A 25,788-nucleotide genomic window follows, 5' to 3' on the forward strand; every position below is an offset into this window, starting at 1 on the left:
TATGGCATAAAGCCTAGAGCTTAAAGCTGGCAAAATTAATTTTGCCAGCTTACTTACATAAAAAAGGGATTAGGCAATTATGCCTAATCCCTTTTAATTTAATACTGATAGTTGTCTTTTTAATTGGCATTTGCGACGTCTGGATAAATTGGCTTTTAGGTTATTACTTAAAACCAAGGATTCTGTTTTTGAATCATATCCAAGTAAATGGTCGCAATTGATAATAAAAGTTTTATGAATACGCTCAAAACTATAATCTTTGAGCATATCTTCAAATAGTTTGATTGTACGAGCGAATATAAATCGTTTTCCATCACTCAAATATACATGAGTGTAATTGCTATCTGCTTGCAGCATGACTATGTCTTCGATAGCGATTTTAATTTTTTGGAATTTAAAGTCAAGGTTGCCTTGAGAGACGATACAAAAATTTTCAAAACTCATAGCGAAATAATTTTAAGTGTGTTACAATAAGGACAGACGGTAGATAATTTGAGGTTTTTCTTACTAAAGTTCAATTCTTGTTTTGGGTTATTTGGTTAAAAATCACAGAGTTATATATGTGTTGTGCTGAGGAAATAAGAGAAAAGTACAGTAACAAAGATATAAGACTGTAGATTAATAAAATGTAAAATTGTGTGAATGTCGGTTTTTAGTATGTGAAAACCGCTTTAAAGTATGTCAAACGGCTTAATTGAGAGATTCGAAAATATGGTGCGTAATATTATATATGATACTTCCTTTTCCAAGCTTACGAAGACATTGATATGCTTCGAAATACCTATATTGAGATATGAACTACCTCATTGATTAGCAAAAATGTAGCGCTAGATGCGGTTATATAAAGTCTTTGTTGCAGAGATTAACTAGACTATCAAATCTTATTGTTTGTGAATAAAACAGACAAAAACCATATAATTCTATGGACGGCGGTGGGTTTTGTTAGAAAAAGGTAAGTATTTAATTTTAAAAAAGCAAGCTTTTTGTTGCTTAATAAATTGAAGGTAAGATAATTAAGTGTGAGTGCTTAATTGTGAATGATGAGCTTTGAGTGCAATTTTATGATTACTAATATTTTATCTCACTAACTTAAGTATTAATGCAAAATAAAATTGCATTGATACGCTTTAAGCCATAGGCATTAGGCAAAAGAGCTTAAATTATTTCATGAGAAATACTAGACTTTATCACGGTTTATTTATTATAAGATAAGAGCGTAATCTGCATTGATTTTCTAAGGATATATAAAAGCCTTAAATTTCACTAATTAACGGTTTTTACTTATCAAAATAGATTAAGTTGCCTGTAAGCATTATCATTAGTTAAACCTACTTGTTACAAACCGTGATAAAGTCTACTATTTAACTTTTAGCTTACAGCATAAAGCCTAGCGCTTAATGCGGGTAAAATTATTTTAATTTTGCCCACTAACTTAGTTCTCTTCTAAAATTCCAGTGTGAGTTGTTTCCCTTCCATATCTTGCTCATTGCTGAGGTTTGAGAGCGAAACACCTAAAAGCCGAATTCCTTTACTAGGAGGCATAATATGATCTAAAAGTTCGTATGCAATTCTTTCAAATAGAGATTTATCAAAAATAGGAGAGAGCGTTGTGCGACTTCGTGTCACGGTTTGAAAATCATTGTATTTGATTTTTAGAGATATTGTTCGCCCAAATATCTCATGTTTTGTACAATAGCGCCATACATCTTCAATTAAAGGCTCAAGGCCAAGTTGTATTTCTGCCCGTGCTTCAAGATCATGCATAAAGGTATTTTCGGAACCTACCGATTTACGAATACGTTCAGAATTTACCGTTCTCGTATCAATACCTCTTGCAATTTGATAATAGTAGCTGCCGATTTTTCCAAAATGTTTTATAAGAAAAGACTCTTCATATTCTCTTAAATCTTTCCCTGTAAAAATACCCATCTTGTGCATTTTTTGAGCTGTAACTTTCCCTATGCCATGAAAACGGTCAATTTCTAAGGTTTCAACAAACAAAGGTCCTTGTTTGGGCTTTATGATATACAAACCATCGGGTTTATTGAAATCGGAGGCTATCTTGGCCAAAAACTTGTTGTACGAAACTCCCGCTGAAGCGGTAAGTTGCGTTTGCATCTTGATTTTTTCCTTTATCTCAATCGCAATTTGGGTGGCGCTCGCTATTCCTTTGAGGTTGTTGGTTACGTCTAAATAAGCTTCGTCGAGCGAGAGAGGCTCTATTAAAGGCGTGTATTCTGCAAAAATTTCTCTAATTTGATGCGAAACAGCTCGGTAACTCTCAAAACGTGGTTTGACAAAAATTAAATGAGGGCATTTTTGAGCTGCTATTTTGGACGACATTGCCGAACGGACTCCATATTTGCGTGCTTCATAACTTGCTGCCGCCACAACACCACGTTCGCTCGAGCCACCCACAGCCACGGGTTTGCCTTTCAACGAAGGGTTGTCTCGTTGCTCGACCGACGCGTAAAAGGCATCCATATCAATATGTATGATTTTTCGGGTTTCCACGTTTGAAATAATAGCCGCTATTTGAGTTCTATATGATAGAATTTATACGAAAGTTTTTAAACAATCTCTGATTGGGGATTTCTGATTTCGGAAATATTGAAAAATGAAATTGTATTGATACGCTTTAAGCTGTAAGCCGTAGGCATTAGGCAAAAGAGCTTAAATTATTTCATGAGAAATTCATTTCAACTTTTAGCCTATAGCATAAAGCTTAAGGCGGGTAAAATTATTTTAATTTTGCTCACTAACTTGAGTAACAAGAAAGATTAAATATATAATATACCTATGGTACGCTTGGGTTGTATCCTTCTGATGAGTGCCTTAAAATAACAGATATACCGTTAACATATAACATCTTCTAACCAGTTTGAAAATAAAGGATTAATTAAAATTCAGAAAAACGACTTTATGAATATTTTAGAAATAGATTTTTTACCCGAACTACAATTCCAAGCCTCGCGTAGTAGCGGTGCTGGTGGACAAAATGTAAACAAAGTTTCTTCAAAAGTAGAACTACGTTTTAATGTAGTAAATTCCCAATTGCTTGATGAACCTCAGAAAGCCTTGATTTTACGAAAGTTGAAAAATCAAATAAACGCAGAGGGTGAGTTGATTGTGGTATCTCAAGAAGATAGAAGTCAGCTTAAGAATAAAACACTTGTTATCAAGAAATTTAAAGCTCTCTTGGTAAAGGCTTTGACCGTTGCTCCTAAAAGAAAACCTACAAAGCCTACAGCTGCTATGATTGCAGAGCGCCTGAAAGATAAGAAGAAGAAATCAGAAAGAAAGACCCAACGAGGTAAAGTTGAGTATTGAGTGGATCGATTACAAAATTAACATCTTATTAAAAAGTGAAGTGTAAGTATTTGAAAATTAGATAATTGTTGTTTTTGTTTTGCCCTAATGAGAGATGGCGAGCCGAAAACTCAGGTTACAAGGCAAGGTTTTTGTAACTTTGTGGTTTAAAATGAAGTAGACATGACTCCGAAGCAACAAGGATTTTTTTTTCCGCCTGAATGGCATCCACACGTAGCTACTTGGCTGACGTTCCCACATAATGAAGCATCTTGGCAAGGCAACAAACGCCACCTCATGTATTCACAATATTTTGGTCTTATCAAAGCAATCTCTAAAGGGGAGAAAGTAGGCTTGAATGTCAATGATGAGACGTTGAAAAATTTCATTTTGGGCGAGTTACCAAAATATGAGATCGACCTTAATCAAATCGAAATTTTAGTAAACCCTACCAACGATGCTTGGTGCCGCGACCACGGTCCTGCCTTCTTGATTAATCCCGAAACCAAGGAGCGAATGATTGTCAATTGGGGCTATAATGCTTGGGGTGGAAAGTATCCTCCATTCGACGACGACAATAATTTGCCTACGGCTATTGCCAAACATAGAGGTTTGAATTATGTAACGCCAGGTATTATTATGGAAGGTGGCTCCGTAGAATTTAATGGCGCTGGGACGATTCTTACCAGTCGCGAATGTTTGTTGAACGAAAACCGTAACCCACATTTAACTCAAGGGCAAATCGAGCAGTATTTGTATGATTACTATGGCGCCGAACAAGTACTTTGGGTAAACGATGGAATTGTTGGTGATGATACCGACGGACATATTGATGATACAGTTCGTTTTGTTAATGAAGACACCGTTATCACAATGGTAGAACCTAATAAGGCCGACGACAATCACGAAATTTTGGAAGAAAACCTTCAGTTACTCAAGCAAATGCGTTTGTTGAATGGCAAGCAGTTGAATATTGTCGAAATTCCAATTCCATCGCCAGTCGTAGTAGACGATTTCAGAACGCCTGCTTCTTACGCTAACTTCTTGATTTGTAACGCAGGAGTATTGGTTCCAACGTTCGATTGTAAAAATGATGACGTAGCTTTAGATATTCTTTCTCAGGTATTTACCGATCGTCCAGTAATTGGATTACCATCTAACAAAATTATTTGGGGACAAGGAAGTTTTCACTGCCTCACACAGCAAGAACCTGCCGTGTAAGCTCATAAGGTATCTCTATTTTAGTATTCGTGCAGAATTATATTTAAGTTTTGTGTGTTAGGCAACAGGCATAAGGCAAAGAGTGTTAAATTGTTTTTTAGTAACGATAGAAATGTTTTTGCTGAATGCCCATAGCTGAAAACTAAAAAAAAAAATTTGATTTTGCGTACTTACTTTCGTAAAAATAGAGATACCTCTAATTTTTTGCACACCATGAAAAAACAATTAGTGTATTTCGCTTCATTTGGACTTGTATGGGCCTTGGGTGCGTGTAAAACCGCCAAACCTGTTACTCAATCCACTTCGCAACAAAACACGCCAGTTGCCGAAACAATTGTGAAAACAGACTATCAAACTCGTATGCAAGTAAAGCAATTGAAAGCTGTAGATTTGGAAGAGGATTTATCCTTTGCTGATGAAATAGTGTTAAATTACACTCTTACAGCGGTTGATGACCAAGGAAAAATTGCCCAAGTTGTCACAGGATCATTTGGAGTGGAGTCAGTCAAAGCTGGACAAATTCTTACTTCAGAACGCTTCAAGCCAATTGAATTGGTCGTTCCAGAAAACGGGCGACTATTAGTTTCTGTTGTCTTAAATGAAATCGACGATTATACCAAAGCTCAAGAATTAGTCAAAAAAATCAATGAGTTTGGAGGCATAGCCAAAATTCCTGCCGTAATGGTAAGTATTGCAGAGTATCAAACACCATTAGCCATCGTGTTTGGTAGTTTGCAAGCCGCAGGTTTAGGGCTTAAAGCCGCCGAACGTTTTGATAAGGACGACCTTTTAGGGCAAAATACTTTTCAATTGTCAGCTCAGGAGCTAAAATCAGGGAAAACACTCTATACTGTACCATTGGTATTTAAAGGAGAACACCTCAAAAATTCGTTCCAGTATGAGCTAACGTATGACCTACAACTCAAATTAATCAAAACTAGCATTCAGAAATCATCTTCCAACTAAGTGGAGCATGATGAGTCACTGCCATGACTTAATCTCAATTTTATTGTTATTTTTGTTTTTTTTGTACAATATTCCACTGTGCTTGCAAGTTAAAATGAACAAGTCAGGAAAGTTTTTCTGATTTAGTATGAATGAAAGAATGAACAAGTTATTTAAAATATACACGGTCATAGCTGCCTCTTTTGGATTGGCGACTCATGAGCAAACGGCTCTGGCGCAAAGCGAAGTGCCTGCTATTACTATAGGATCAAAAACTATTAGTTCAAGAGACTTTGAGCTTACATACAAAAAGCTTGTCCAGAGTGACAGCGTCAAAAAAGAGAACTCCAAAGCATTTTTACAAGATTTTATCAATTACAAACTTAGTGTATTTGCAGCTGAAAAAGCGGGCTTAGATACTTCCAGAGCTTTTGTTGATGAACTAGATACGTACCGAAAAGAATTAGCTTTGCCGTATTTGACAGATAAAGCAATGCTCGAAAAGTTGATTCAAGAGGCTTATGAACGTATGAAAGAGGAAGTAAGGGTTGCACAAATCTTTATTCCACTAACTTCACATGCCACTCCTGCCGATACTTTAGCTGCGTATGATGAAATCAAAAATCTTCGTGTTCGAATTTTAAGAGGCGAAGCTTTTGAACAAATTGCTAAGGATTATTCCAAAGACCTTAAGTCTGCCCCGCGTGGAGGCGATTTGGGCTATTTAGCTGTGTTAGACAATAATTACGCTTTTGAATCTGCTGCCTACAACACACCAAAAGGGGAGGTATCTATGCCTTTCCGTACCGAAAAGGGCTATCATATTATCAAAGTTTTAGATCGTCGTTCGTTTAGAGGCAAGGTGCGTTTGGCGCATATCTTAGTTTCTGTGTCAGCAAGTATGTCTGAAGCTGAAAAAGCTGCTGCCAAAAAGCGAATCGATGATGCCTATGCGTATCTCAAAAAAAATGAGCCATTTGAAGGTGTATGTCGTACATTTTCTGATGATGCCAGTACCAAATCAAGAGGTGGAGTACTGGGAAGATGGTATGAAGCAGGTACTTTGATTGATGAAAAAATTACAGATTTAGTATTCTCTCTCAAAGAAAAAGGTGATTATACAGTTCCGATTCAGACTTCTTTAGGTTGGCATATTTTTAGATTGGTGGAGAAAAAGAGTTTGCTGAAATTTGAAGAAATGGCTCCATACATTCGTCAAAAGATCAATGCTGATGCTTCAAGAGGTGCGCTGGCGAGAGGTACTTTGGTGAAAAAACTTGTGAGAGATAATAATTTTCTGGAATATATTTCGGTCAAACAAGACGCTTTTGATAAGTTTTATAAAGACCGTACAGGACAAGAAGATTATTTAGGAAAGACCCTCTTCTCAATTAATTCAAAACCTTATAAGACGAAGGATTTCTATGATTTTGTGTTAAAACAACAACGCCAAATGTTGAAAGTGGGCGTCGTTGAGGACAAATCTGTAGATACTTGGTATAAGCAATTTGTAGAACAGGCTAATATCTCTTTTGAAGAAGCGAATCTTGAAGTTAGATATCCAGAGTTTCGTTCAATAGTACAGGAATATAGAGAGGGAATTTTACAAAAAGAAATGTATGAAAAGTATGTTTTAGCCCCTTCTTTAGACTCACTGGGTCAAGTAAGATTTTTTCAACAAAATCCAGACCGTTATCAATATACCAATCGTGTTTTGGCGAAATTGATTACTACAGATAGAAAAGAAACATTAGAGCAGGCAAAACAGGTATTACAGAAAGGTCCATATCCAATGAACCGTCGTTTCCCTGAAATTTATTTTGAAAAAGATAAAGCTGAATTTACGCCTGATGCACAAAAAATGCTGTATGAATTGGCGGTTATCATGATTAAAAATCGTGATTATACGGTAGAAATTACAGGAAATTCTGATGCTGACGAACCAGAAAATATTTCAGCAGAACGTGCTAGAAATATCGTGAATAGCTTAATCAATAAAGGCATTTCAGCTACGAGGGTTATTGAGAAAGATGATGGTAAATTTAAACCAGCCTCAAAAAATGACCATAGTAAAAATATGCGCGTGTCTATCAAGTTTTTCTCGACGTCGATGGACGATGTGGTAAAAAGATTTAATACTTTAAAACCGAATAGTCTTACCGCAGAAGAACGCTATTTTAAACGTGGTGAAAACGAATTTGTAGATGTGGCAAATTGGGCAGTAGGGGAACAGACTTTTGAATCAAAAGGTCGTCAAGTTTGGATAGATATCAACAAAGTAGAATTGCCAAGAGCTAAAACTTTCCAAGAAGCACGAGGACAAATTATCAAAGATTATCAGAAGCAGTTATACGATAATTGGATTTCAAAATTGAAAGAACGTTATCCTGTTTCGGTCAACGAAAACGAAGTTCGTCGTATCCTTGAATAGAACTCTAGTTTTAACATAGTGAAATTGTCAAAGGCATTTCTGTGGCAGTTTCACTATTTTTTTTGCTTTTATATTCAAGAAATCGTTCCAAAAAAGCCAATTAACATTTTTTAACGGCATCATCCACAGGTTTAGAGGATAAAAACGCTTAAATTTGTTAATTGAGAAACTAAAATTCTACTCTTTTCAGAGTGAATGGAGATTTTTGAAAGCGAAGGAGGTTTGTGACGTGCGATTAAACCTAATTACAAGCATTACATAAGAAATCATATAACAATGAAGAAACCCTTTTATTTACTCTCATTGATGGGTCTGTTACTAGTGATGAGCTTTTCGATGCAAGCTCAATCTGTAGTAATTGATAAAATCATTGCAAAAGTTGACAATCACTATATTCTTAAGTCTGAACTTGAAGCACAGTATCAGCAATATTTGCAAAGCGGACAGGGAAATACGCCTACTCGTTGCCAATTGCTTGAGAGTTTGATTATTGGTAAAGTGATGTTGGCAAAAGCCGAAATCGACTCTGTACTTATCGATGATAAGAAAGTAGAAATGGAGTTGAGTTCTCGTATGGATCAAATGGAGCAACAATTTGGTTCTCAAAAGAACATTGTTGAAGCTTACGGCAAAACAATTGCCTCTTTGAAAGACGAGCTTCGTTCGGCTATCAAAGAACAGCTTACTACTCGCAAAATGCAAGAAAAAATCACAGGCGATGTAAAAGTTACTCCGAAAGAGGTTCGTAAATTTTTTGAATCTATTCCTAGAGACTCCTTGCCATATTTGCCTTCAGAAGTAGAAGTAGGTCATATTGTTCGTTTGGCTAAAGTGACCCAAAATCAAAAGGAGGAGCTTATCAAGAAATTGTTAGATTACAAGCGCCGAGTAGAAAATGGGGAAGACTTTGCAGAATTGGCTAAATTGCACTCTGAAGATTTAGGTTCTGGAAAACGTGGAGGAGATTTAGGTTTTGCTAAACGTGGTCAGATGGTAGCACCTTTTGAGGCTGCTGCCTTGAAATTGAAACCAAACCAGTTGTCGGACGTAGTAGAATCAGAATTTGGTTATCACTTGATTCAATTATTAGAAGTTCGTGGACAGGAATATCACGCACGCCATATTTTATTGCGTCCTGATTATCAGAAAATGGACTTAACAGAGCCAACTAGCTACTTGGATAGTATTAGAGTATTGGTACAACGTGATTCATTGAAGTTTGAAAAAGCTGCTCAATTACACTCTGAAGATAAAGGTACTCAAGATGCTGGTGGTATGTTGATTGACCCTAGTACACGTTCTATTAAAATGCCATTAGATGGTAGTATGGAATCTGGTTTGTACTTTACCTTGGACTCAATGACCGTAGGTACGCTTACCAAGCCTATTCAATATCGTACAGAGGATGGTCGTACAGCTGTCAGAGTATTATATTATAAAGCAAAACACCCACCTCACTTTGCTAACTTAGAAGATGACTTCCAAAAATTAGCAACAATTACGTTGAACAGAAAACGTAACAATGCTATCGAAGAGTGGTTTGCTAAAGCCAAAGGAGAAGTATTCATTTATATTTCGGACGAATATAAGGATTGTAACGTCATGAAAGGCACGGGGCAATAAAGCACTTACAGAGAATTGAATACAACCTAATAATATTTAGAACGGTCAGCTTTACGCTGACCGTTTTTGTTTTCTAAAAACTCGATGAACGACTCAATAACTTTGACATTAAAGACGTTAGCAGACTGATTGGTCGAAAGTTTTGAATAAACCCCACCAAATCACTACAAATTGGCAGGTTATTTGATTAACTTTACGGTACACGCTATTCAATTATACTCTTGCAACTCAAATGATTTATTTGAAGCAATACGTCTAAGAATTACCTCTGTATTCAGAAAATGCCTATTTTTAGGATAATATCATTGAGTAAAAGAGTTCAAAAATCTAAACATAGTTAATATCACAAGCATGGCGCAATACAAGTCGGATGTGGAAGCGGTAAACGCTTTGAAAGAATCTTATCAAAAACTTAGTTCAGAAATCGGTAAAGTTATTATTGGTCAGGAAGACACCGTTAGACTATTACTTACAGCTATTTTTTGTCAAGGACACTGTTTATTAGTTGGGGTTCCAGGATTGGCAAAAACTTTGTTGATTCAAACGATTGCTGAAGCCTTAGACCTCGATTTTAATCGTATCCAGTTTACCCCAGATTTGATGCCTTCGGATATTGTTGGTTCTGAAACGCTCGATAATGAACGTAATTTTAAGTTTGTAAAAGGACCAATTTTTGCCAATATCATTTTGGCGGATGAAATCAACCGTACTCCTCCCAAAACACAATCAGCTCTTTTGGAAGCGATGCAGGAATATGCAGTGACGGTATCTGGTAAAAAATATCCATTGAGCCGTCCATTCTTTGTATTGGCTACACAAAACCCTATCGAACAAGAAGGTACTTATCCATTACCAGAGGCTCAACTTGACCGTTTTATGTTTATGGTCAATTTGGATTATCCATCATACCGTGCTGAGGTTGAAATTGTGAAGAACACAACCAATGCGACTAAATACCAAGTTCAAAAGCAAGTTTCAGGAGAAGAAATCTTAGCTTTTCAAGAATTGATTAGAAAAGTCCCTGTAGCTGATAATGTAGTAGAATATGCGGTAAAATTGGTGCACAAAACGCGTCCTAAATCAGAGTTGAGCGATGCCGTGACCAACCAATATTTGGAGTGGGGTGCAGGTCCACGTGCCTCTCAAAACTTGATTTTGGCTGCTAAATGTAATGCTTTAATTAATGGAAAATATTCGCCAGATATTGAAGATGTGCAAGCGGTTGCATTGCCAATTTTACGCCACCGTATCGTACGTAACTTCAAAGCTGAGGCTGAAGGTGTTTCTGTAGAAGATATTATCAAGAAATTAGTATAGATTCACTAAGTATGAGTTATCTCAAGTTGAGAGATTTAGTGATTTAGCGAGTGAGTGATTATGTGAAAATATGGATTCCATCAGTAGAGACGCAATGATTGCGTCTTAAGCCAAATCATATCTAGTATAGTAGCATCAAAAAAGCGGTCGAAAAAATATTTTTCGACCGCTTTTTTGATAAAACTTGGAGAATAATCCCAATCCTAAAAATTCGGGATTACTCATGTTTGATACAAATATTTTATGTCTGGCTCGGCTTAAGACGCAAAACATTGCGTCTTTACAGCTAGAATATCACTCAATCTCAATTCACTAAATTTAGAATGATTCTGTTTATTTGATTCAAATTTTCAAATTATTAACCTATTTTCTCAAATCCTGTAAAAGTTTACTTGAAAATAGGAATTCATTCAATTCTGGTACTGTATTTTGAAGAATATTGGAGTTGTCGCCTTCCCACAATTTTTTACCTTTATACAAAAACATAATACTTTCGCCAATACCCATTACCGAACTCATATCATGCGTAATTACCACCGTAGTGATTCCAAACTCATCAGTAATTTCTTTGATAAGCTCATCGATTCTGACAGAAGTCAAAGGATCGAGACCAGAGTTGGGTTCATCACAAAATAGATATTTGGGGTTCATTACAATAGCACGGGCGATGCCTACACGCTTTTTCATACCACCCGAAATTTCGGAAGGTGTACGTTGCCCTGCATTTTCCAAACCTACTCTCTGAAGGCAAAATTCAGCACGGTCGATTTTTTCCTTCTCCGACATATTGGTCAACATATCCAATGGAAATTTGACATTTTCTAAAACGGTTTTAGAGTCAAAAAGTGCCCCACCTTGAAATAGTACACCCATTTCACGACGAATATCCTTTTGTATCTCTTCTGAGGAATTATGAAAATCACGCCCATCGTACAAAATATGTCCCGACTCAGGTTTGATAATACCAATCATACATTTGAGCAGTACGCTTTTCCCCGTACCACTACCGCCAATAATCAAGGAAGTATCACCTGGCTTAAATTGTCCACTGATTCCTAATAATATATCTCGGCCATTGAAGGCTTTACAAACGTCTTTTATCTCTATCATACCCAAATTTAGTAGGCATTCAGAACTCAACAATATAGTTTTTAAGTTTTTTTTGGAATGGCAATAAACCTTGATAGTCGGTTTATAATTTTTCGATATGTTCCAAGTAAAAATCTGCTTGTTTCAATAGCTCTTGTCTTTGAGTGGTTGCCATCTTATTGAGCGTTATGTATGACATCCCTATTCTTGGATTCTTTTCTAATAGGCTACGATTTCTTTCAAAAAAATGCCAATAAAGACTGTTGAAAGGACAAGCCTTATCACCTGTTTTTTTGTTTTTATCATAAAAACAGGTGCCACAATAATGACTCATTTTGTCGATATAATTGGCAGAACCCACATAAGGCTTCGACCCAATAATCCCACCATCAGCATACTGACTCATTCCACGTGTATTGGTAATCTCGACCCACTCAATGGCATCAATATAAATACCCAAATACCATGCGTCGGCGTCATCAGGATGAATTCCTGCCAATAGCATAAAGTTGCCTGTCAGCATTAATCTTTGGATATGGTGGGCATAGGCATAATCTAAACTTTGGGTAATAGCATGGCGTAAACAAGCCATTTTTGTTTGACCACTCCAGAACCACGAAGGAAGTTTTCTGTCATGCCCGAAGAAATTCATGGTGGCAAATTCAGGCATTTTAGCCCAGTAAATACCTCGCATGTATTCGCGCCAACCAAGAATTTGTCTAACAAACCCTTCAATTTGAGCAATCGTAATTGTATCCTGATGTTGTTCCCAATATTCTACGCTTTTCTGAATTACTTCCAGTGGATGCAGTAATTTCAGATTGAGAGAAAAAGATAGCCGAGAATGGTAAATAGACCAATAGGAGGGATGCATGGCATCTTCATAAGTGCCAAATTGCGCCAGACAGTTTTCCAGAAAAAAGTCCAACAAGACCAAACTCTCTTGATGAGTGGTGGGCCACAAGAAATTTTTAGCATCGATGTTTCCAATAGATGATACGCCAGATTGAGAAAGTAGTTGAACGATATCTTCTACGTTTTTTGAAAAAATTAGCGGTTCGATTGGACGATGATCTTTGGGAAGTTTTTTGCGATTATCAGCATCATAATTCCATTGTCCCGAAGTAGGTTCATCTCCATCCATCAGTACCTTGTACTTTTTGCGCATCATGCGATAAAAGTTTTCCATGAGAAAGGTTTCCTTTCCTTTAAAAAAAGTAGCTAATTCTTCTCGCTGACTCAAAAAGTGTTCCGAGTCAATGGCTTTTGAAGGTATTGAAAGGTTGTGGCAAAAGTCTTTAAGTTGTAAATCGAGGCGATATTCGTCAGGCAATAGGTATTCAAATTGTTGAATATCTAATTCTTGAATAAGCCAAAGGAGATTTTGTGGAAGTGATTGGGTATTTATTTCGTCGTCTAAGGTAATATAAGCCACCTGATGCCCTCTTTGTTTTAGCTCTTCAGCAAACTGTCGCATAGCCACCAAAAAGCCCACAATTTTTTGGATATGGTGAGTGACATAGTCAGTCTCCTGACGCATTTCCATCATGACATAAATGACATCCTGATTTACAGATTCAAACCATGAATGTTGGCTATTGAGTTGGTCACCAAGAATAAGTCGAAGCGTTTTAATTTTCATGTAAACAAAACCGCTTGAAGGGAGGGATTGTTTGTTTTTTTAATGTATTATTACTGATGAAAATCTCTAATACTAAATCGTTTGACACCATGCTACACTCATTATTAATTGGATTTTACCTCACAGTACTTTTTACACTCATTGGATATATTGTTCAAATCTTTTCTTTCATTCCCATAAGAAAGCTTATAGAAGAGTTTGATTGGAGAGAAAAACTAATACAAGTACTTTTGGGTACTGTATTTTTTGCAGGCCTTCTTGAATTACAAGCTGTCACTGGGAATATACCTACCTTTATTTCGATTATTTTCTCTATAATAGCCTCTTCTTTTTTGATTAATTACAACTTTCTCATACTCCCTATTATTATCCTTTTGAGAAAAAGTAAGTATAGTCCTGCGTTAGAATATGAGAAATGGGCTCGTGAAACAATCGATCCAACCTTAAAAATCAAAATTCTTAAGAGTTCTATCGTAAATGCTTACGCTACGGGTATTTTACCTCAACATAAAGTGATATTGCTTACTGACAAAATGCTTGGCTCTATGGAGGAAAAGGATATTAAAAATCTTATTTATCACGAGTATGGACATTTAAAATATCATCATTTATTCTGGATGTATTTGATACATCTTGTATGTACTACAGGAGCTTGCTTAGGATATTTCTACTTTTCAAAAATGTTAGGGGGAAACTACAATGGTTGGGTAGTTGGTATGAACGGAGGATTTTGGGGTGGAGTGACGGTTGTCTTAGCAGGATTACTACAAAAAAGATTAGAATATCAGGCAGACAAATTTGCAGCTGAAAGCGTCGGAAGGAATACTTATGCTGAAACCTTACAAAATCTCAATATTGCCACTAATAGAGGATTGGAGAAAGAAAGCTTGTCATACCCGACTCTTTTTAACCGAATAAGATATGCGTGTGGTGAAGAATTGGCAAATAAAAAGCTCTAGTACCGAAAGGTACTAGAGCTTCTATGAATTTCACTATTCGAACTATTCGTGTTCTTTTGATGACAATACAGCACCAAAGTATTCACGGTTCATACGAGCGATGTTTTCCAATGAGATACCTTTTGGACATTCGGCTTCGCAAGCACCTGTGTTTGTACAAGCACCGAAACCTTCGATATCCATTTGGGCAACCATTTTCTCAGCACGCATCTCTCGTTCAGCTTGACCTTGTGGTAACAATGCCAATTGAGAGATTTTTGCTGAAGTAAACAACATGGCTGAAGCATTTTTACAAGCTGCTACACAAGCACCACAACCGATACAAGCCGCTGCAGCAAATGCCTCGTCAGCTTTTTCTTTTGCGATTGGCAATGCGTTAGCATCTTGAGCGTTACCAGTGTTTACCGATACGAAGCCACCCGCAGAGATAATACGGTCGAATGACGAACGGTTTACAGTTAAGTCTTTGATTACTGGGAATGCAGCTGCTCTCCAAGGTTCAACAGTAATTGTATCGCCAGATTTGAACGAACGCATGTGCAATTGACAAGTAGTTACACCACGGTTTGGACCGTGAGGACTACCGTTGATATACATTGAGCACATACCACAAATACCTTCACGGCAGTCATGGTCGAAAGCGATTGGTTCTTGACCGTCGTTGATTAATCTTTCATTAAGAACGTCGAACATTTCAAGGAATGACATATCCTCAGAAATTCCTTTAACGTCATAATTTTCGAAGTTTCCTTCTGTATTGGTATTTTTTTGACGCCATACTTTAAGCGTCAAGTTCATATTTCCTTCCATTTTGATACAATTTGAAGATTTGAAAATTTGAAGATTTGAAAATAGATTCATTTAGAATCTACTTTAGAACTACTAATAATCTTCGAGATAATTCGGATTATTTGAGTTAATTCTTCAATGATAACTTTTTGGGGTTGTGGGTAAGTCTCGGATAGTTCACAAAGTTTTAACCAATAGCTAGTTTCATCAGCTTCTTTGGCTGCAATTTTCATTTTATGAATGAAATCTACCTTACTTTCTGCATTTTGAGCTTCCCAAACATTAGCTCCAATAGATGTGCCTGACCTCAACAATTGTTTGGCTATGACATATTTTTTTTGGAGTTCTAATTGCTCACTGAATTTGATGATTTCAATTGAAAATGAAAGCGTTTTTTCAACGATGAGATTCGCTTTTTGATTCTGCATATTACTTGTAGGTGAGAATTAATAGTTTCAAACCTACAAGTAATCTTTTTCATTTTCAAATTTTCAAATCATCAAATTTTCAAATTATTTATAGCTACGTTGTGCAATTTTGATGTTTTCGTACACTAGCTCTTCTTTGTGTAATTCGTAGTCAGAATCGCCTTTGTACTCCCATGCAGCTACGTAAGCGTAGTTTTCGTCATCACGTTTTGCTTCGCCTTCTTCAGTTTGATATTCTTCACGGAAGTGACCACCACAAGACTCGTTACGGTTCAAGGCATCGATACACATCAATTCACCAAGTTCTAAGAAGTCAGCTACACGAGCAGCTTTTTCTAATTCTGGGTTAAATTCATTGGCATCACCTGGAATACGAACATTTGACCAGAATTCTTTGCGAAGCGCTTTGATTTCTTCGATAGCTTCTTTCAAACCAGCCTCGTTACGAGCCATACCACACTTATCCCACATGATTAATCCTAGTTTCTTGTGGTAATAATCAACCGATTTAGTTCCTTTGATAGACATCAATTGGTCGATAGTATCTTGAACAGCTTTTTCTGCTGCCACAAACTCAGGAGCATCAGTTGGAATTGCTTTTGTACGGATATCTCCAGACAAATAAGCACCAATTGTGTATGGAATTACGAAATAACCATCAGCCAAACCTTGCATCAAGGCAGAAGCTCCCAAACGGTTTGCACCGTGATCTGAGAAGTTTGCTTCACCCAAAGCATAAAGACCTGGTACTGTAGTCATCAAGTTATAGTCTACCCAAAGTCCACCCATTGTATAGTGAACCGCAGGATAAATACGCATTGGCACTTCGTAAGGGTCTTCACCAGTAATTTGCTTGTACATGTCAAACAAGTTACCATATTTCTCTTTCACAACTTCTTTACCCATTACTTGTAGCTCTTCTGTGCTAGCATTGTGCATACCTCTTTTGGTAGCCTCTCCACGTCCATAACGCAAGATAGCTGCTGCAAAATCAAGATAAACAGCTTTTTTAGAAGCACCTACACCATAACCTTCATCACAACGCTCTTTAGCTGCACGAGAAGCAATATCACGAGGAACCAAGTTACCAAATGCAGGGTAACGACGCTCTAAGTAGTAATCACGTTCGTCTTCAGGAATTTGTGCTGCTGGACGGTTATCATCTTTCTTTTTAGGAACCCAGATACGACCATCGTTACGCAATGATTCTGACATCAATGTCAATTTCGATTGGTGATCACCAGATACTGGAATACAAGTAGGGTGAATCTGAGTGTAACAAGGGTTACCAAAGAATGCACCTTTTTTGTGTGCTTTCCAAGCCGCTGTTACGTTCGAGCCCATTGCGTTAGTTGACAAATAGAATACGTTTCCGTAACCACCTGTACACAACAATACCGCGTGACCAAAGTGACGTTCTAATTTACCAGAAATCAAATCACGAGCAATGATACCACGAGCTTTGCCGTCAACCATTACTACGTCCATCATTTCGTGGCGAGTAAACATTTCTACGTTACCTAAACCAACCTGACGTTGTAATGCCGAATAAGCACCCAACAACAATTGTTGACCAGTTTGACCTGCAGCATAGAACGTACGTTGTACTTGAGTACCCCCGAAAGAACGGTTTGATAACAAACCACCGTACTCACGAGCAAAAGGTACACCTTGCGCTACGCATTGGTCAATAATGCTACCTGATACTTCAGATAAACGGTGAACGTTTGCCTCTCTAGCACGGTAGTCACCACCTTTGATAGTATCATAGAAAAGACGATACACAGAGTCACCGTCATTTTGGTAGTTTTTAGCTGCGTTAACACCACCTTGTGCTGCAATTGAGTGAGCACGACGAGGAGAATCTTGAAAACAGAAAGCTTTTACTTTATATCCCATTTCGGCCAAAGAAGCCGCTGCCGAAGCACCCGCCAAACCTGTACCTACTACGATGATTTCGATATTCCGCTTGTTTGCGGGGTTTACTAATGGTACTGTCGAACGGAATTTAGTCCATTTTTCAGACAGCTGACCATCAGGGATTTTAGCATCTAATCTTGGTGAAGTTGCCATAACTTAAGAATTATGTAATGATAAAAGTTTTTAGATATAGTGTTGTTAAAAATGTAACAAACAACTATGAACTATTTAATAAATCCTAAATGCATTGCGATTGGCATTGCTGCGAACACAACTGGAATGATAATAGCAAACCAATATCCGAAAGATTTCACAAACGGAGTGTATTTAGGGTGATTCCATCCAAGTGATTGGAATGCACTTTGAACACCATGCAATAAATGGTATGCCAAAGAAATACAACCAACAACATACACAATTACAGGTACTGGGCTAGCAAAAACCTCTTGCATTTCTTGGAAAAGTGTTTTTTGACCACCAGTAATTACGTCTGTAAAACGGCTTACTACCCAAAAATGCTTTAAGTGCATCACTAAGAAAAGTAATAATAATGTACCCAATAAACCCATTGAGCGAGAGTACCATGTGCTATTATCTTTTGATACAACAGCATATTGTACAGGGCGTTTTTTCTTGTTAGCCGACCACAACATCAAACCGTCTACAATGTGAGCAATTAAGCCCACAAATAGTCCGATTTCAGCAGTACGGATGAAAAAGTTTTTAGCCATAAATTCTGCGGCTTCATTGAAGGTTTCACCTCCGTCATTTAAAAAAATGCACGCATTGATACCACAATGAACGAGAAGGAAGGCTACCAACGATAAGCCTGTTATCGCCATGATGAGCTTTCGGCCCAACGAACTTGATAATGTTTTTGTTACCCAAGACATTTTTTTATAAGTTATTGGTTGTTAATTAGTTAACAATTAATAGGGCTGGTTCTTAATCTATACACAGAAAACCTTGTATGGATTAATTGCTATTAACTATTAATTAGTTGAAAATTGAACCCAAAACTACAATTGAATCACCTGTCAATCAAATAATCTATAAGATTTTAGCAATTATTTATAATCTTTCTACGTTTTTGTACTGTATTATTGGATTTAGCCAACGATTTAGGAAGTATACCAACCAATCGGTTTTACTATAATTAACGATACTTTGGAGGGTCTTTCATCGGATTTGTGTATTTAGTTCACTTTTCCAACTTTGTGTTTGATTTTTTTGTTTTGTTAGTTGTAAAAAAAATTATTCTCTAAATTGTGCCAGTAAAGTGTGTAGGTCAGTAATCAATACCTTATACCAAGGCTTTTGAAGAGGCTGTCCTCAAAACTTTTTATTCACTAACGTATGAGACCAAACTTTATCTACATTCTCATTTTTACCTTTTTTGTAGGCCTTTTTTCATTTCATTCCGCAAGGGCAACCCACATGAAAGGGGGCGAAATCACCGTGCGTCGTGTGTCGAGTACGGCTCTTACTTACGAATTTACCCTCACGATATATTGCGAAAATAACGTGGCTTGGCAGCAACAACGCGAAGTCCTTTTTTGCTTTGGGGATGGGCTCGGCTCTCAATGGGCTCCCCGTTCTAATGGTAATGGCTTGGGCGAAGATATTGGCAACGGCACTATGAAGGGTATCTATAAGGTTACTTACACCTACGCAGCGCCAAGTATTTATAAGGTAAACGTTGGTATCGAAAACCGTAATGCCAATGTTCGAAATATCCCTAATTCGGACATGGTGGGGTTTTATGTTGAAACCGTATTTAAAATAGATCCAGGTTTGGGGCTAAACTCAACTCCATTGTTGATGAACCCTGCCGTAGATCTTACAGCTGTAGTTGGACAAAAGTTTATTCATAACCCCAATGCAGTAGATATCGAAGGCGATAGCTTGGCTTACCGCCTAATTGACTGTCGTACAGGTTTGCAAACTACTTGTACTGGACGTGGTAATGCTATAGCTGGTTTTCGTCAACCTAATTTGGTAGCAGCTACTTCTTCTAGCTTTACCATTAATAGTCGAACAGGTGATTTGATTTGGAATGTCCCTCAAGAAACGGGTCTTTATAACTGTGCTTTTATCATTGAAGAATGGCGGAATGGTGTAAAAATTTCGGAGACGGTTCGTGATATGCAAATTGAGGTAAAAGATGCCGATAATAAGGCTCCTATTATCAAAGTACCAGACGATATTTGTGTGGAAGCAGGAACATTTATTCAGCAAAATGTTACAGCAGACGATACCCCTTCTAGTACTGGACGTAAAGACCAATTGAATTTGTACTCGACAGGGTCTGTTTACAAACCAACTGACGGAACAGCCTATTTTGCTCAACCTTATGCGACATTTACGGCTACCAATCCTTCAAATCCTATTGCTACAGGGGTATTTAGGTGGCAAACAAGTTGTGCACACATACGAGAGCAAACCTACGATATTCTCTTTAAGGTAGAGGACGTGCCACCAACGAGGGTAGGAAGTACCATACCTAAATTAGTAGATAGTAAAATCTGGAAAGTAAAAATTGTAGCCCCTAGAGTCAAAAACCTAAAAGCTACTGGCGATGCTGGTAATAAGGCTATCACTTTGACTTGGGACGCTTATTCATGTCAAAATGCAGGAGCCGAATTAATCATTTATCGTAAACAAGGTTGTGATAATTTTGTGCCAGATGTTTGTCAAACAGGTATTCCTGCGGGCTTGGGCTATGTCGAAATAGGGAGAGTACCTATCAACGCTACTACATACGTAGATAACAACGGTCTGAAACGTGATACTGATTATAGCTACCGTATAGTGGCGTCTTTTGCAGCTCCTTCGGGTGGTAAAAGTGTATCGTCAGATCAAATTTGTTTAAAACTGGAAGCACAGGTACCTGTAATTACAAATGTGACAGTAGATAAAACATCTTCTACACAAGGAGAAATCACAGTAAAATGGACTCGTCCAATTGATTTTAAACCAGAGCAATTCAAAGGACCATATCAGTATCGTTTGTTCCGTGCTACTGGCTTGACGGGTACGTCTTTTGCTCAAGTAGGAGCAAATATCAACACCGATTTATCTGGAACAGTAGCCGATACGGTATTTGTTGATAAAAACCTCAATACACAAGATAATGCGTATCGTTATCGCTTGCTGTTCTATTACACAAGCGCTACAGGCTTGACCTTATTGGATAGTACCGAGGCTGCATCAAGTGTGCGCTTAACAACCACAGCCGATGTTCGCAAAGTAGTGCTAACTTGGCAAGCCAGTACGCCTTGGTCTAACGATAATCAAACGCATCGTGTGTATCGCGAAACTCGTCCAGGTTCTGGAGTATTTACCCGTATTGCCGATGTAACAGTACAAGGAGCATCTACTTATACCTTTACAGATGATGGACAAGATAAGATTGCTTCAGATGGTAGCTTCCCAGTGAAAATGTCGCCAGATTCATCGTATTGTTATAAGGTGGAAACAGTAGGTTCTTACAATTCGACCAAAATCAAACCTAGTTTGCTGAATAACTTCTCTCAGATTAGTTGCGCAACGCCAAAAAGTGATTTGATTCCTTGTCCTCCAGTACTTAATATCGACCTTTTAGATTGTGATGCTTATACAAAAGACAATAGTAACTGTAATCAAACAACTTTTGAGAATAAGCTTACATGGACAGATGAAACTGGAGCTAACTGTGATAAAGATATTGTAAAATATACTTTGTATTATGCGTCTGGACCAGATGGTGCATTTACGAAAATTGCAGATATTACCACACTGAATCCTCCAGCACACAACTACACACATACCAAAACGGATTCGTATATGGGATGTTACTATGTGACTGCTACTAATAAGTATGGCACCGAAAGTGCGCGTAGTAATGTAGTTTGTAAAGATAATTGTCCAAGTTTCTCATTACCAAATGTCTTTACGCCAAACGGAGATGGCAAAAATGATATCTTCCAAGCATTAAAATGTCCACGTTTTGTTCAGGAAGTAACTATTTCGATTTATAATAGAAACGGACAAAAAGTATATAATTACACTGGACCAAAATTGGAGTGGGACGGTCGAGATAATTCTGGTAATGATTCTCCTTCGGGAACTTATTTCTATAATTGTTCAGTGAAATTCTTGACATTAGATACAGCCAAGAATAGTTTAACATTGAAGGGCTATATTGAACTAATAAAATAATTATCAAATAAGTATACAGAAAAGACGAGCTTGTGGAGTACATAGGCTCGTCTTTTTGTTAGTAAGGTATAAAGTTCCTAAAAAGATGAAAGAAGACGCTTCAAAACATCAATTATACGACTTAATCTTGTTTGATGGAGTGTGTAATTTTTGTAATTCCTCAATCAATTTTGTTATTGATCACGACACACAAAAACGGTTCAAATTTGCCTCTTTACAATCTGAGGTGGGACAACAATATTTGGCTCAGTTTTCTAGAAATAAAAAAGATTTTGATTCTGTTTTGTTGATAAAAAATGGACAATTATTTGAGAAATCCGATGCAGCTCTTCATATCGCTCAGCATTTAGATGGAGTTTGGCGGAGGTTGTATTTTTTGAAATGGATTCCACGAACGATAAGAGATATGATATACGATTTGATTGCAAAGAATAGATACCGAATTTTCGGAAAATCAGACGCTTGTCGTTTACCAAATCCAGAGATTCGTGAAAGGTTTTTAGGCTAGAATTGGGAGATGTAGAGCTCGAAGTAGTATTTTTGCTGACTTCTTTGAAAATATCTTCTACAAGAAGAGCGATTCAGAGACAGCTATTTGAGAAACATTTTAGGTACTTTTTCTCAGACAATTGTGGTGACGAAACATAAAGCTGATATTAATTTACTAAATTGAGCTTGTTGTTTCCACTAGAACTAAATCAAATATCACAAAAATTCCCAAGAATGAAAGCATACGTTTTCCCAGGTCAAGGTTCTCAATTCATTGGTATGGGCAAAGACCTTTACGAAAAATCAGAATCAGCAAAGGCATTATTTGAAAAAGCTAACGAAATTTTAGGTTTTAGCATTACTGATGTTATGTTCAATGGAACTGACGAAGAGTTAAAACAAACGAAAGTAACGCAACCTGCTATTTTTCTTCACTCTGTAATTTTAGCCAAAGAAACACCAGATTTCCAGCCTGATATGGTTGCAGGTCACTCGCTAGGCGAATTCTCTGCATTGGTTGCTGCTGGAGCTTTGAGCTTTGAAGATGGCTTGGTATTAGTTTCTAAGCGTGCATTAGCCATGCAAAAAGCGTGTGAAGCTAATCCTTCAACTATGGCAGCCGTTTTGAACTTAGCAGATAATGTAATCGAAGATATTTGTGCTTCAGTTGACGATGTAGTAGTTGCTGCTAATTATAACTGCCCAGGACAAGTAGTAATTTCGGGAACCAACGAAGGCGTTGCTTTGGCTGGCGAAAAATTGAAAGAAGCTGGTGCAAAGCGTGTATTGCTTCTTCCTGTAGGTGGGGCATTCCACTCTCCTTTGATGGAGCCTGCTCGTGAAGAATTGGCAGCAGCTATCGAAGCTACCAACTTCAATGCACCTGTTTGTCCAATTTACCAAAACGTAAATGCACAACCTTCAACGGATGTGGCTACTATCAAAGCTAATTTGATTGCTCAGTTGACTGGTGCAGTAAAATGGACACAGTCTGTGCAAAATATGGTAGCTGATGGCGCTACTAGCTTTGTTGAATGCGGCCCAGGTAAAGTATTACAAGGCTTGGTGAAAAAAATAGCACCTACTGCTGAAACTAGTGCTGTAGTGTTGTAAAAGGGATACCAGCACAAAAAAAAATCATTTTTTTTTGTGCTGGTAAGCTTCAAATAGTCAGTGACTTAAAGTGGGTGTTGTAAATTTTGTTCAATTTTTTTTGAAAAAGGACTTGACAAACAAAATAAAACACCCTAATTTTGCACCACAATTCAGTTGTACTGACCGATGGTGTAACGGTAACACTACGGTTTTTGGTACCGTCATTCATGGTTCGAATCCATGTCGGTTAACAAAACCTCTCTTTTTAATCCATTTAATTGGAGAGGTTTTATTTTCAAGTCAGCACAACAACGAATTAGATTGACCGATGGTGTAACGGTAACACTACGGTTTTTGGTACCGTCATTCATGGTTCGAATCCATGTCGGTTAACATTAAATTAGGAAATCATTCGTGATTCTTTGTTCAGCTAAAAGCTAACAGTTATTAATTTTAAAGTGTGTATTGACCCATAGTGTAAGGGTAGCACATCAGATTTTGGTTCTGCTAGTCTAGGTTCGAATCCTAGTGGGTTAACAAAAGCCTCTCAAGTTCGCTTGAGAGGCTTTTTCATTTTATAAGATATTTATCCAATTTGCCGAGGAAAATCTTTTGATTTTGGAACAAGTTTTGTGGTAAAATCTGTTCAACAAAATAAGTACGACCGAATACTATCTTTTCTGTAGAATCCGTTTTAACTTGGTTGCATTAAGGCAAAAGTTCTTCAAATTATGTTAGATTTGCATAGAATTTGCTCATGAATTAATAATTTTCTAACACACTCGACGTGTATTAATAATCCATTAAACCTCCCATCGCTAACGTGACATTAATTAAATCTATATCAGGAATTAGAGGAACTATCGGAGGAAAGGCAGGGGATGCCCTTACACCCTTAGATGTAGTGAAGTTTACGGCCGCTTATGGTACTTGGCTTAAACGTAAAAACCCTAACAATAAAAAAATTGTCTTGGGGCGTGATGCACGTTTGTCAGGCGATATGGTATCTAAGTTGGTGGTTGGTACTTTACAAGGACTTGGACTAGACGTCTTAGATTTAGGTCTTTCTACTACTCCGACAGTTGAAGTAGCAGTGCCCGTAGAAAATGCGGCAGGAGGTATTATCCTTACAGCAAGTCATAATCCGATTCAATGGAACGCCTTGAAACTATTGAATGAAGTCGGAGAATTTATTTCAGGAGCTGATGGTGAAGCGCTACTAGCTATCGCAGAGGCAGAAGATTTTGATTTTGTAGATGTGAAAAAATTAGGTTCTTATGCCCAAGATGACACTTGGATTAAGAAACACATCGACATGATTTTGGCTTTACCTCTAGTGGATAAAGAAGCCATTAAAGAACGCAACTTTAAAATAATTGTAGATGCAGTAAACTCTACAGGTGGAATTGCGGTTCCGATGTTGCTTGAAGCTCTCGGCGTAACCCAAATTACAAAACTACACTGTGAGCCTACAGGTAATTTTGCTCACAATCCTGAGCCACTTCCTGAAAACTTAACCGATATTACTAAGGCTATCGAAAAAACGAAATATGACCTTGGTATTGTTGTAGATCCAGACGTTGACCGTTTGTGTTTTTTCTGTGAAGATGCTTCTCCTTTTGGCGAAGAATACACGCTTGTAGCTGTGGCTGATTATATTCTTCAGCATACAAAAGGAAATACCGTTTCCAATCTATCATCAACACGTGCTTTGCGTGATGTAACCGAAAAGCATGGAGGCAAATATTATGCTTCAGCGGTAGGAGAAGTTAATGTCGTGACATTGATGAAATCTTCAAAGGCTATCATTGGTGGCGAAGGCAATGGCGGAATTATTTATCCAGAATTACACTATGGCCGTGATGCTTTGGTAGGTATCGCACTATTCTTGACGCATTTGGCCAAATCTGGTAAAAAGATTTCGGTTATGCGTAAAGGATACCCAGAGTATTATATTTCGAAAAATAAAATCGAACTAACCCCAGAAATTAACGTTGATGAGGTATTGGAGGCTGTTAAAAGAAAATATGCCAAAAACCCTATCAATGCAATTGATGGAGTTCGAATAGATTTTGATAAAGAATGGGTACATTTGCGTAAGTCAAATACAGAACCAATCATTCGTATCTACTCAGAGTCAGATTCAATGACGAAGGCTGAGAATTTAGCAAAAAAACTTATTAGTGATATCAAAGAGGTAGTAGCTGCAACGATGTAGTTATTTCTTTTGTTCTTACCGGTATAAATACAAAATGTCAGAAGTAGCCCTTCTGACATTTTGTATTTATAGCTTTTCCAAGTAAGCATAGAGAAATGGTAGAGTTTTTAGCG

Annotated in this window: 19 protein-coding genes and 3 tRNA genes; 14 read left to right on the forward strand and 8 right to left on the reverse strand. The window is 37.4% G+C overall.

What is annotated here, in order from left to right; translation table 11 throughout:
- Positions 1–93: 93 nt before the first annotated feature.
- A complete protein-coding gene (locus GVN22_RS08070) occupies positions 94–444 on the reverse strand; it encodes a LytTR family DNA-binding domain-containing protein (protein ID WP_166550526.1) in 351 nt (116 codons plus the stop codon).
- Between the two features lie 999 nt (positions 445–1,443).
- A complete protein-coding gene (gene dinB / locus GVN22_RS08075; RefSeq protein WP_166550527.1) occupies positions 1,444–2,514 on the reverse strand; it encodes a DNA polymerase IV in 1,071 nt (356 codons plus the stop codon).
- Positions 2,515–2,922: 408 nt separating this feature from the next.
- On the opposite strand from dinB, the gene arfB reads away from it, so the two are divergent.
- The 6 genes from arfB (at position 2,923) to GVN22_RS08105 (ending at position 10,846) form a co-directional block, all read left to right on the forward strand.
- On the forward strand, positions 2,923–3,330 hold the full coding sequence (gene arfB, locus GVN22_RS08080) for an alternative ribosome rescue aminoacyl-tRNA hydrolase ArfB (protein WP_166550528.1): 408 nt from the start codon (positions 2,923–2,925) through the stop codon (positions 3,328–3,330).
- A 162-nt stretch (positions 3,331–3,492) separates the two neighbouring features.
- Positions 3,493–4,530 carry an agmatine/peptidylarginine deiminase gene (locus tag GVN22_RS08085; RefSeq protein WP_166550529.1) on the forward strand — a complete coding sequence of 346 codons (1,038 nt, stop codon included), beginning with the start codon at positions 3,493–3,495 and terminating at the stop codon, positions 4,528–4,530.
- 213 nt (positions 4,531–4,743) lie between these two features.
- Complete coding sequence (locus GVN22_RS08090) at positions 4,744–5,496, forward strand: hypothetical protein (RefSeq protein ID WP_166550530.1); 753 nt, start codon at positions 4,744–4,746, stop codon at positions 5,494–5,496.
- Between the two features lie 139 nt (positions 5,497–5,635).
- Complete coding sequence (locus tag GVN22_RS08095) at positions 5,636–7,906, forward strand: peptidylprolyl isomerase (protein ID WP_166550531.1); 2,271 nt, start codon at positions 5,636–5,638, stop codon at positions 7,904–7,906.
- A 276-nt stretch (positions 7,907–8,182) separates the two neighbouring features.
- Positions 8,183–9,529 carry a peptidylprolyl isomerase gene (locus tag GVN22_RS08100; protein WP_166550532.1) on the forward strand — a complete coding sequence of 449 codons (1,347 nt, stop codon included), beginning with the start codon at positions 8,183–8,185 and terminating at the stop codon, positions 9,527–9,529.
- A gap of 351 nt (positions 9,530–9,880) precedes the next feature.
- Positions 9,881–10,846 carry a MoxR family ATPase gene (locus tag GVN22_RS08105; RefSeq protein ID WP_166550533.1) on the forward strand — a complete coding sequence of 322 codons (966 nt, stop codon included), beginning with the start codon at positions 9,881–9,883 and terminating at the stop codon, positions 10,844–10,846.
- 363 nt (positions 10,847–11,209) lie between these two features.
- Here GVN22_RS08105 and GVN22_RS08110 read toward each other — a convergent pair whose 3' ends face one another.
- On the reverse strand, positions 11,210–11,956 hold the full coding sequence (locus tag GVN22_RS08110) for an ABC transporter ATP-binding protein (RefSeq protein ID WP_095162019.1): 747 nt from the start codon (positions 11,954–11,956) through the stop codon (positions 11,210–11,212).
- Between the two features lie 82 nt (positions 11,957–12,038).
- A complete protein-coding gene (locus tag GVN22_RS08115) occupies positions 12,039–13,577 on the reverse strand; it encodes a cryptochrome/photolyase family protein (protein ID WP_166550534.1) in 1,539 nt (512 codons plus the stop codon).
- 89 nt (positions 13,578–13,666) lie between these two features.
- Between GVN22_RS08115 and GVN22_RS08120 the strand changes: the two genes are divergently transcribed.
- Positions 13,667–14,536, forward strand: a complete 870-nt coding sequence (locus GVN22_RS08120; RefSeq protein WP_166550535.1) for a M48 family metallopeptidase — start codon at positions 13,667–13,669, stop codon at positions 14,534–14,536.
- Positions 14,537–14,578: 42 nt separating this feature from the next.
- Here the strand turns inward: GVN22_RS08120 and GVN22_RS08125 are convergent, their stop codons facing one another.
- The 4 genes from GVN22_RS08125 to GVN22_RS08140 form a co-directional block, all read right to left on the reverse strand.
- Positions 14,579–15,334 (reverse strand): succinate dehydrogenase/fumarate reductase iron-sulfur subunit, encoded by a 756-nt coding sequence (locus tag GVN22_RS08125; protein ID WP_205690819.1) that lies wholly within the window; start codon positions 15,332–15,334, stop codon positions 14,579–14,581.
- A gap of 59 nt (positions 15,335–15,393) precedes the next feature.
- Positions 15,394–15,753 (reverse strand): four helix bundle protein, encoded by a 360-nt coding sequence (locus GVN22_RS08130; RefSeq protein WP_166550536.1) that lies wholly within the window; start codon positions 15,751–15,753, stop codon positions 15,394–15,396.
- A gap of 84 nt (positions 15,754–15,837) precedes the next feature.
- Complete coding sequence (locus GVN22_RS08135) at positions 15,838–17,826, reverse strand: fumarate reductase/succinate dehydrogenase flavoprotein subunit (protein WP_166550537.1); 1,989 nt, start codon at positions 17,824–17,826, stop codon at positions 15,838–15,840.
- A 71-nt stretch (positions 17,827–17,897) separates the two neighbouring features.
- Positions 17,898–18,566: a succinate dehydrogenase cytochrome b subunit gene (locus GVN22_RS08140; protein WP_166550538.1), complete on the reverse strand. Its 669-nt coding sequence runs from the start codon at positions 18,564–18,566 to the stop codon at positions 17,898–17,900.
- A 544-nt stretch (positions 18,567–19,110) separates the two neighbouring features.
- Here GVN22_RS08140 and GVN22_RS08145 point away from each other — a divergent pair.
- From GVN22_RS08145 to glmM, 7 genes are all read left to right on the forward strand, one after another.
- Positions 19,111–21,873: a gliding motility-associated C-terminal domain-containing protein gene (locus GVN22_RS08145; RefSeq protein WP_166550539.1), complete on the forward strand. Its 2,763-nt coding sequence runs from the start codon at positions 19,111–19,113 to the stop codon at positions 21,871–21,873.
- Positions 21,874–21,958: 85 nt separating this feature from the next.
- Complete coding sequence (locus tag GVN22_RS08150; RefSeq protein WP_166550540.1) at positions 21,959–22,381, forward strand: thiol-disulfide oxidoreductase DCC family protein; 423 nt, start codon at positions 21,959–21,961, stop codon at positions 22,379–22,381.
- Positions 22,382–22,596: 215 nt separating this feature from the next.
- On the forward strand, positions 22,597–23,475 hold the full coding sequence (gene fabD, locus GVN22_RS08155; RefSeq protein ID WP_166550541.1) for an ACP S-malonyltransferase: 879 nt from the start codon (positions 22,597–22,599) through the stop codon (positions 23,473–23,475).
- A 162-nt stretch (positions 23,476–23,637) separates the two neighbouring features.
- Positions 23,638–23,708: transfer RNA gene (locus tag GVN22_RS08160), tRNA-Gln, on the forward strand.
- Between the two features lie 71 nt (positions 23,709–23,779).
- Positions 23,780–23,850: transfer RNA gene (locus GVN22_RS08165), tRNA-Gln, on the forward strand.
- 73 nt (positions 23,851–23,923) lie between these two features.
- Positions 23,924–23,994: transfer RNA gene (locus tag GVN22_RS08170), tRNA-Gln, on the forward strand.
- Positions 23,995–24,280: 286 nt separating this feature from the next.
- A complete protein-coding gene (gene glmM / locus GVN22_RS08175) occupies positions 24,281–25,675 on the forward strand; it encodes a phosphoglucosamine mutase (protein WP_166550542.1) in 1,395 nt (464 codons plus the stop codon).
- Positions 25,676–25,788: the final 113 nt, after the last annotated feature.

The organism is Cellulophaga sp. BC115SP (genome assembly GCF_009905545.1).
GTDB classification, from domain to species: domain Bacteria; phylum Bacteroidota; class Bacteroidia; order Cytophagales; family Spirosomataceae; genus Flectobacillus; species Flectobacillus rivi.

Excerpts from the sequence above, each read along its gene's own strand:
- GVN22_RS08070 (WP_166550526.1), bottom strand. The coding sequence starts at position 444 with ATGAGTTTTGAAAATTTTTGTATCGTCTCTCAAGGCAACCTTGACTTT.
- fabD (WP_166550541.1), top strand. The coding sequence starts at position 22,597 with ATGAAAGCATACGTTTTCCCAGGTCAAGGTTCTCAATTCATTGGTATG.
- GVN22_RS08085 (WP_166550529.1), top strand. The coding sequence starts at position 3,493 with ATGACTCCGAAGCAACAAGGATTTTTTTTTCCGCCTGAATGGCATCCA.
- GVN22_RS08090 (WP_166550530.1), top strand. The coding sequence starts at position 4,744 with ATGAAAAAACAATTAGTGTATTTCGCTTCATTTGGACTTGTATGGGCC.
- GVN22_RS08150 (WP_166550540.1), top strand. The coding sequence starts at position 21,959 with ATGAAAGAAGACGCTTCAAAACATCAATTATACGACTTAATCTTGTTT.
- GVN22_RS08140 (WP_166550538.1), bottom strand. The coding sequence starts at position 18,566 with ATGTCTTGGGTAACAAAAACATTATCAAGTTCGTTGGGCCGAAAGCTC.
- GVN22_RS08110 (WP_095162019.1), bottom strand. The coding sequence starts at position 11,956 with ATGATAGAGATAAAAGACGTTTGTAAAGCCTTCAATGGCCGAGATATA.
- GVN22_RS08135 (WP_166550537.1), bottom strand. The coding sequence starts at position 17,826 with ATGGCAACTTCACCAAGATTAGATGCTAAAATCCCTGATGGTCAGCTG.
- GVN22_RS08105 (WP_166550533.1), top strand. The coding sequence starts at position 9,881 with ATGGCGCAATACAAGTCGGATGTGGAAGCGGTAAACGCTTTGAAAGAA.
- GVN22_RS08095 (WP_166550531.1), top strand. The coding sequence starts at position 5,636 with ATGAACAAGTTATTTAAAATATACACGGTCATAGCTGCCTCTTTTGGA.
- GVN22_RS08130 (WP_166550536.1), bottom strand. The coding sequence starts at position 15,753 with ATGCAGAATCAAAAAGCGAATCTCATCGTTGAAAAAACGCTTTCATTT.
- GVN22_RS08115 (WP_166550534.1), bottom strand. The coding sequence starts at position 13,577 with ATGAAAATTAAAACGCTTCGACTTATTCTTGGTGACCAACTCAATAGC.
- arfB (WP_166550528.1), top strand. The coding sequence starts at position 2,923 with ATGAATATTTTAGAAATAGATTTTTTACCCGAACTACAATTCCAAGCC.
- GVN22_RS08125 (WP_205690819.1), bottom strand. The coding sequence starts at position 15,334 with ATGAACTTGACGCTTAAAGTATGGCGTCAAAAAAATACCAATACAGAA.
- GVN22_RS08100 (WP_166550532.1), top strand. The coding sequence starts at position 8,183 with ATGAAGAAACCCTTTTATTTACTCTCATTGATGGGTCTGTTACTAGTG.
- GVN22_RS08120 (WP_166550535.1), top strand. The coding sequence starts at position 13,667 with ATGCTACACTCATTATTAATTGGATTTTACCTCACAGTACTTTTTACA.
- GVN22_RS08145 (WP_166550539.1), top strand. The coding sequence starts at position 19,111 with ATGAAAGGGGGCGAAATCACCGTGCGTCGTGTGTCGAGTACGGCTCTT.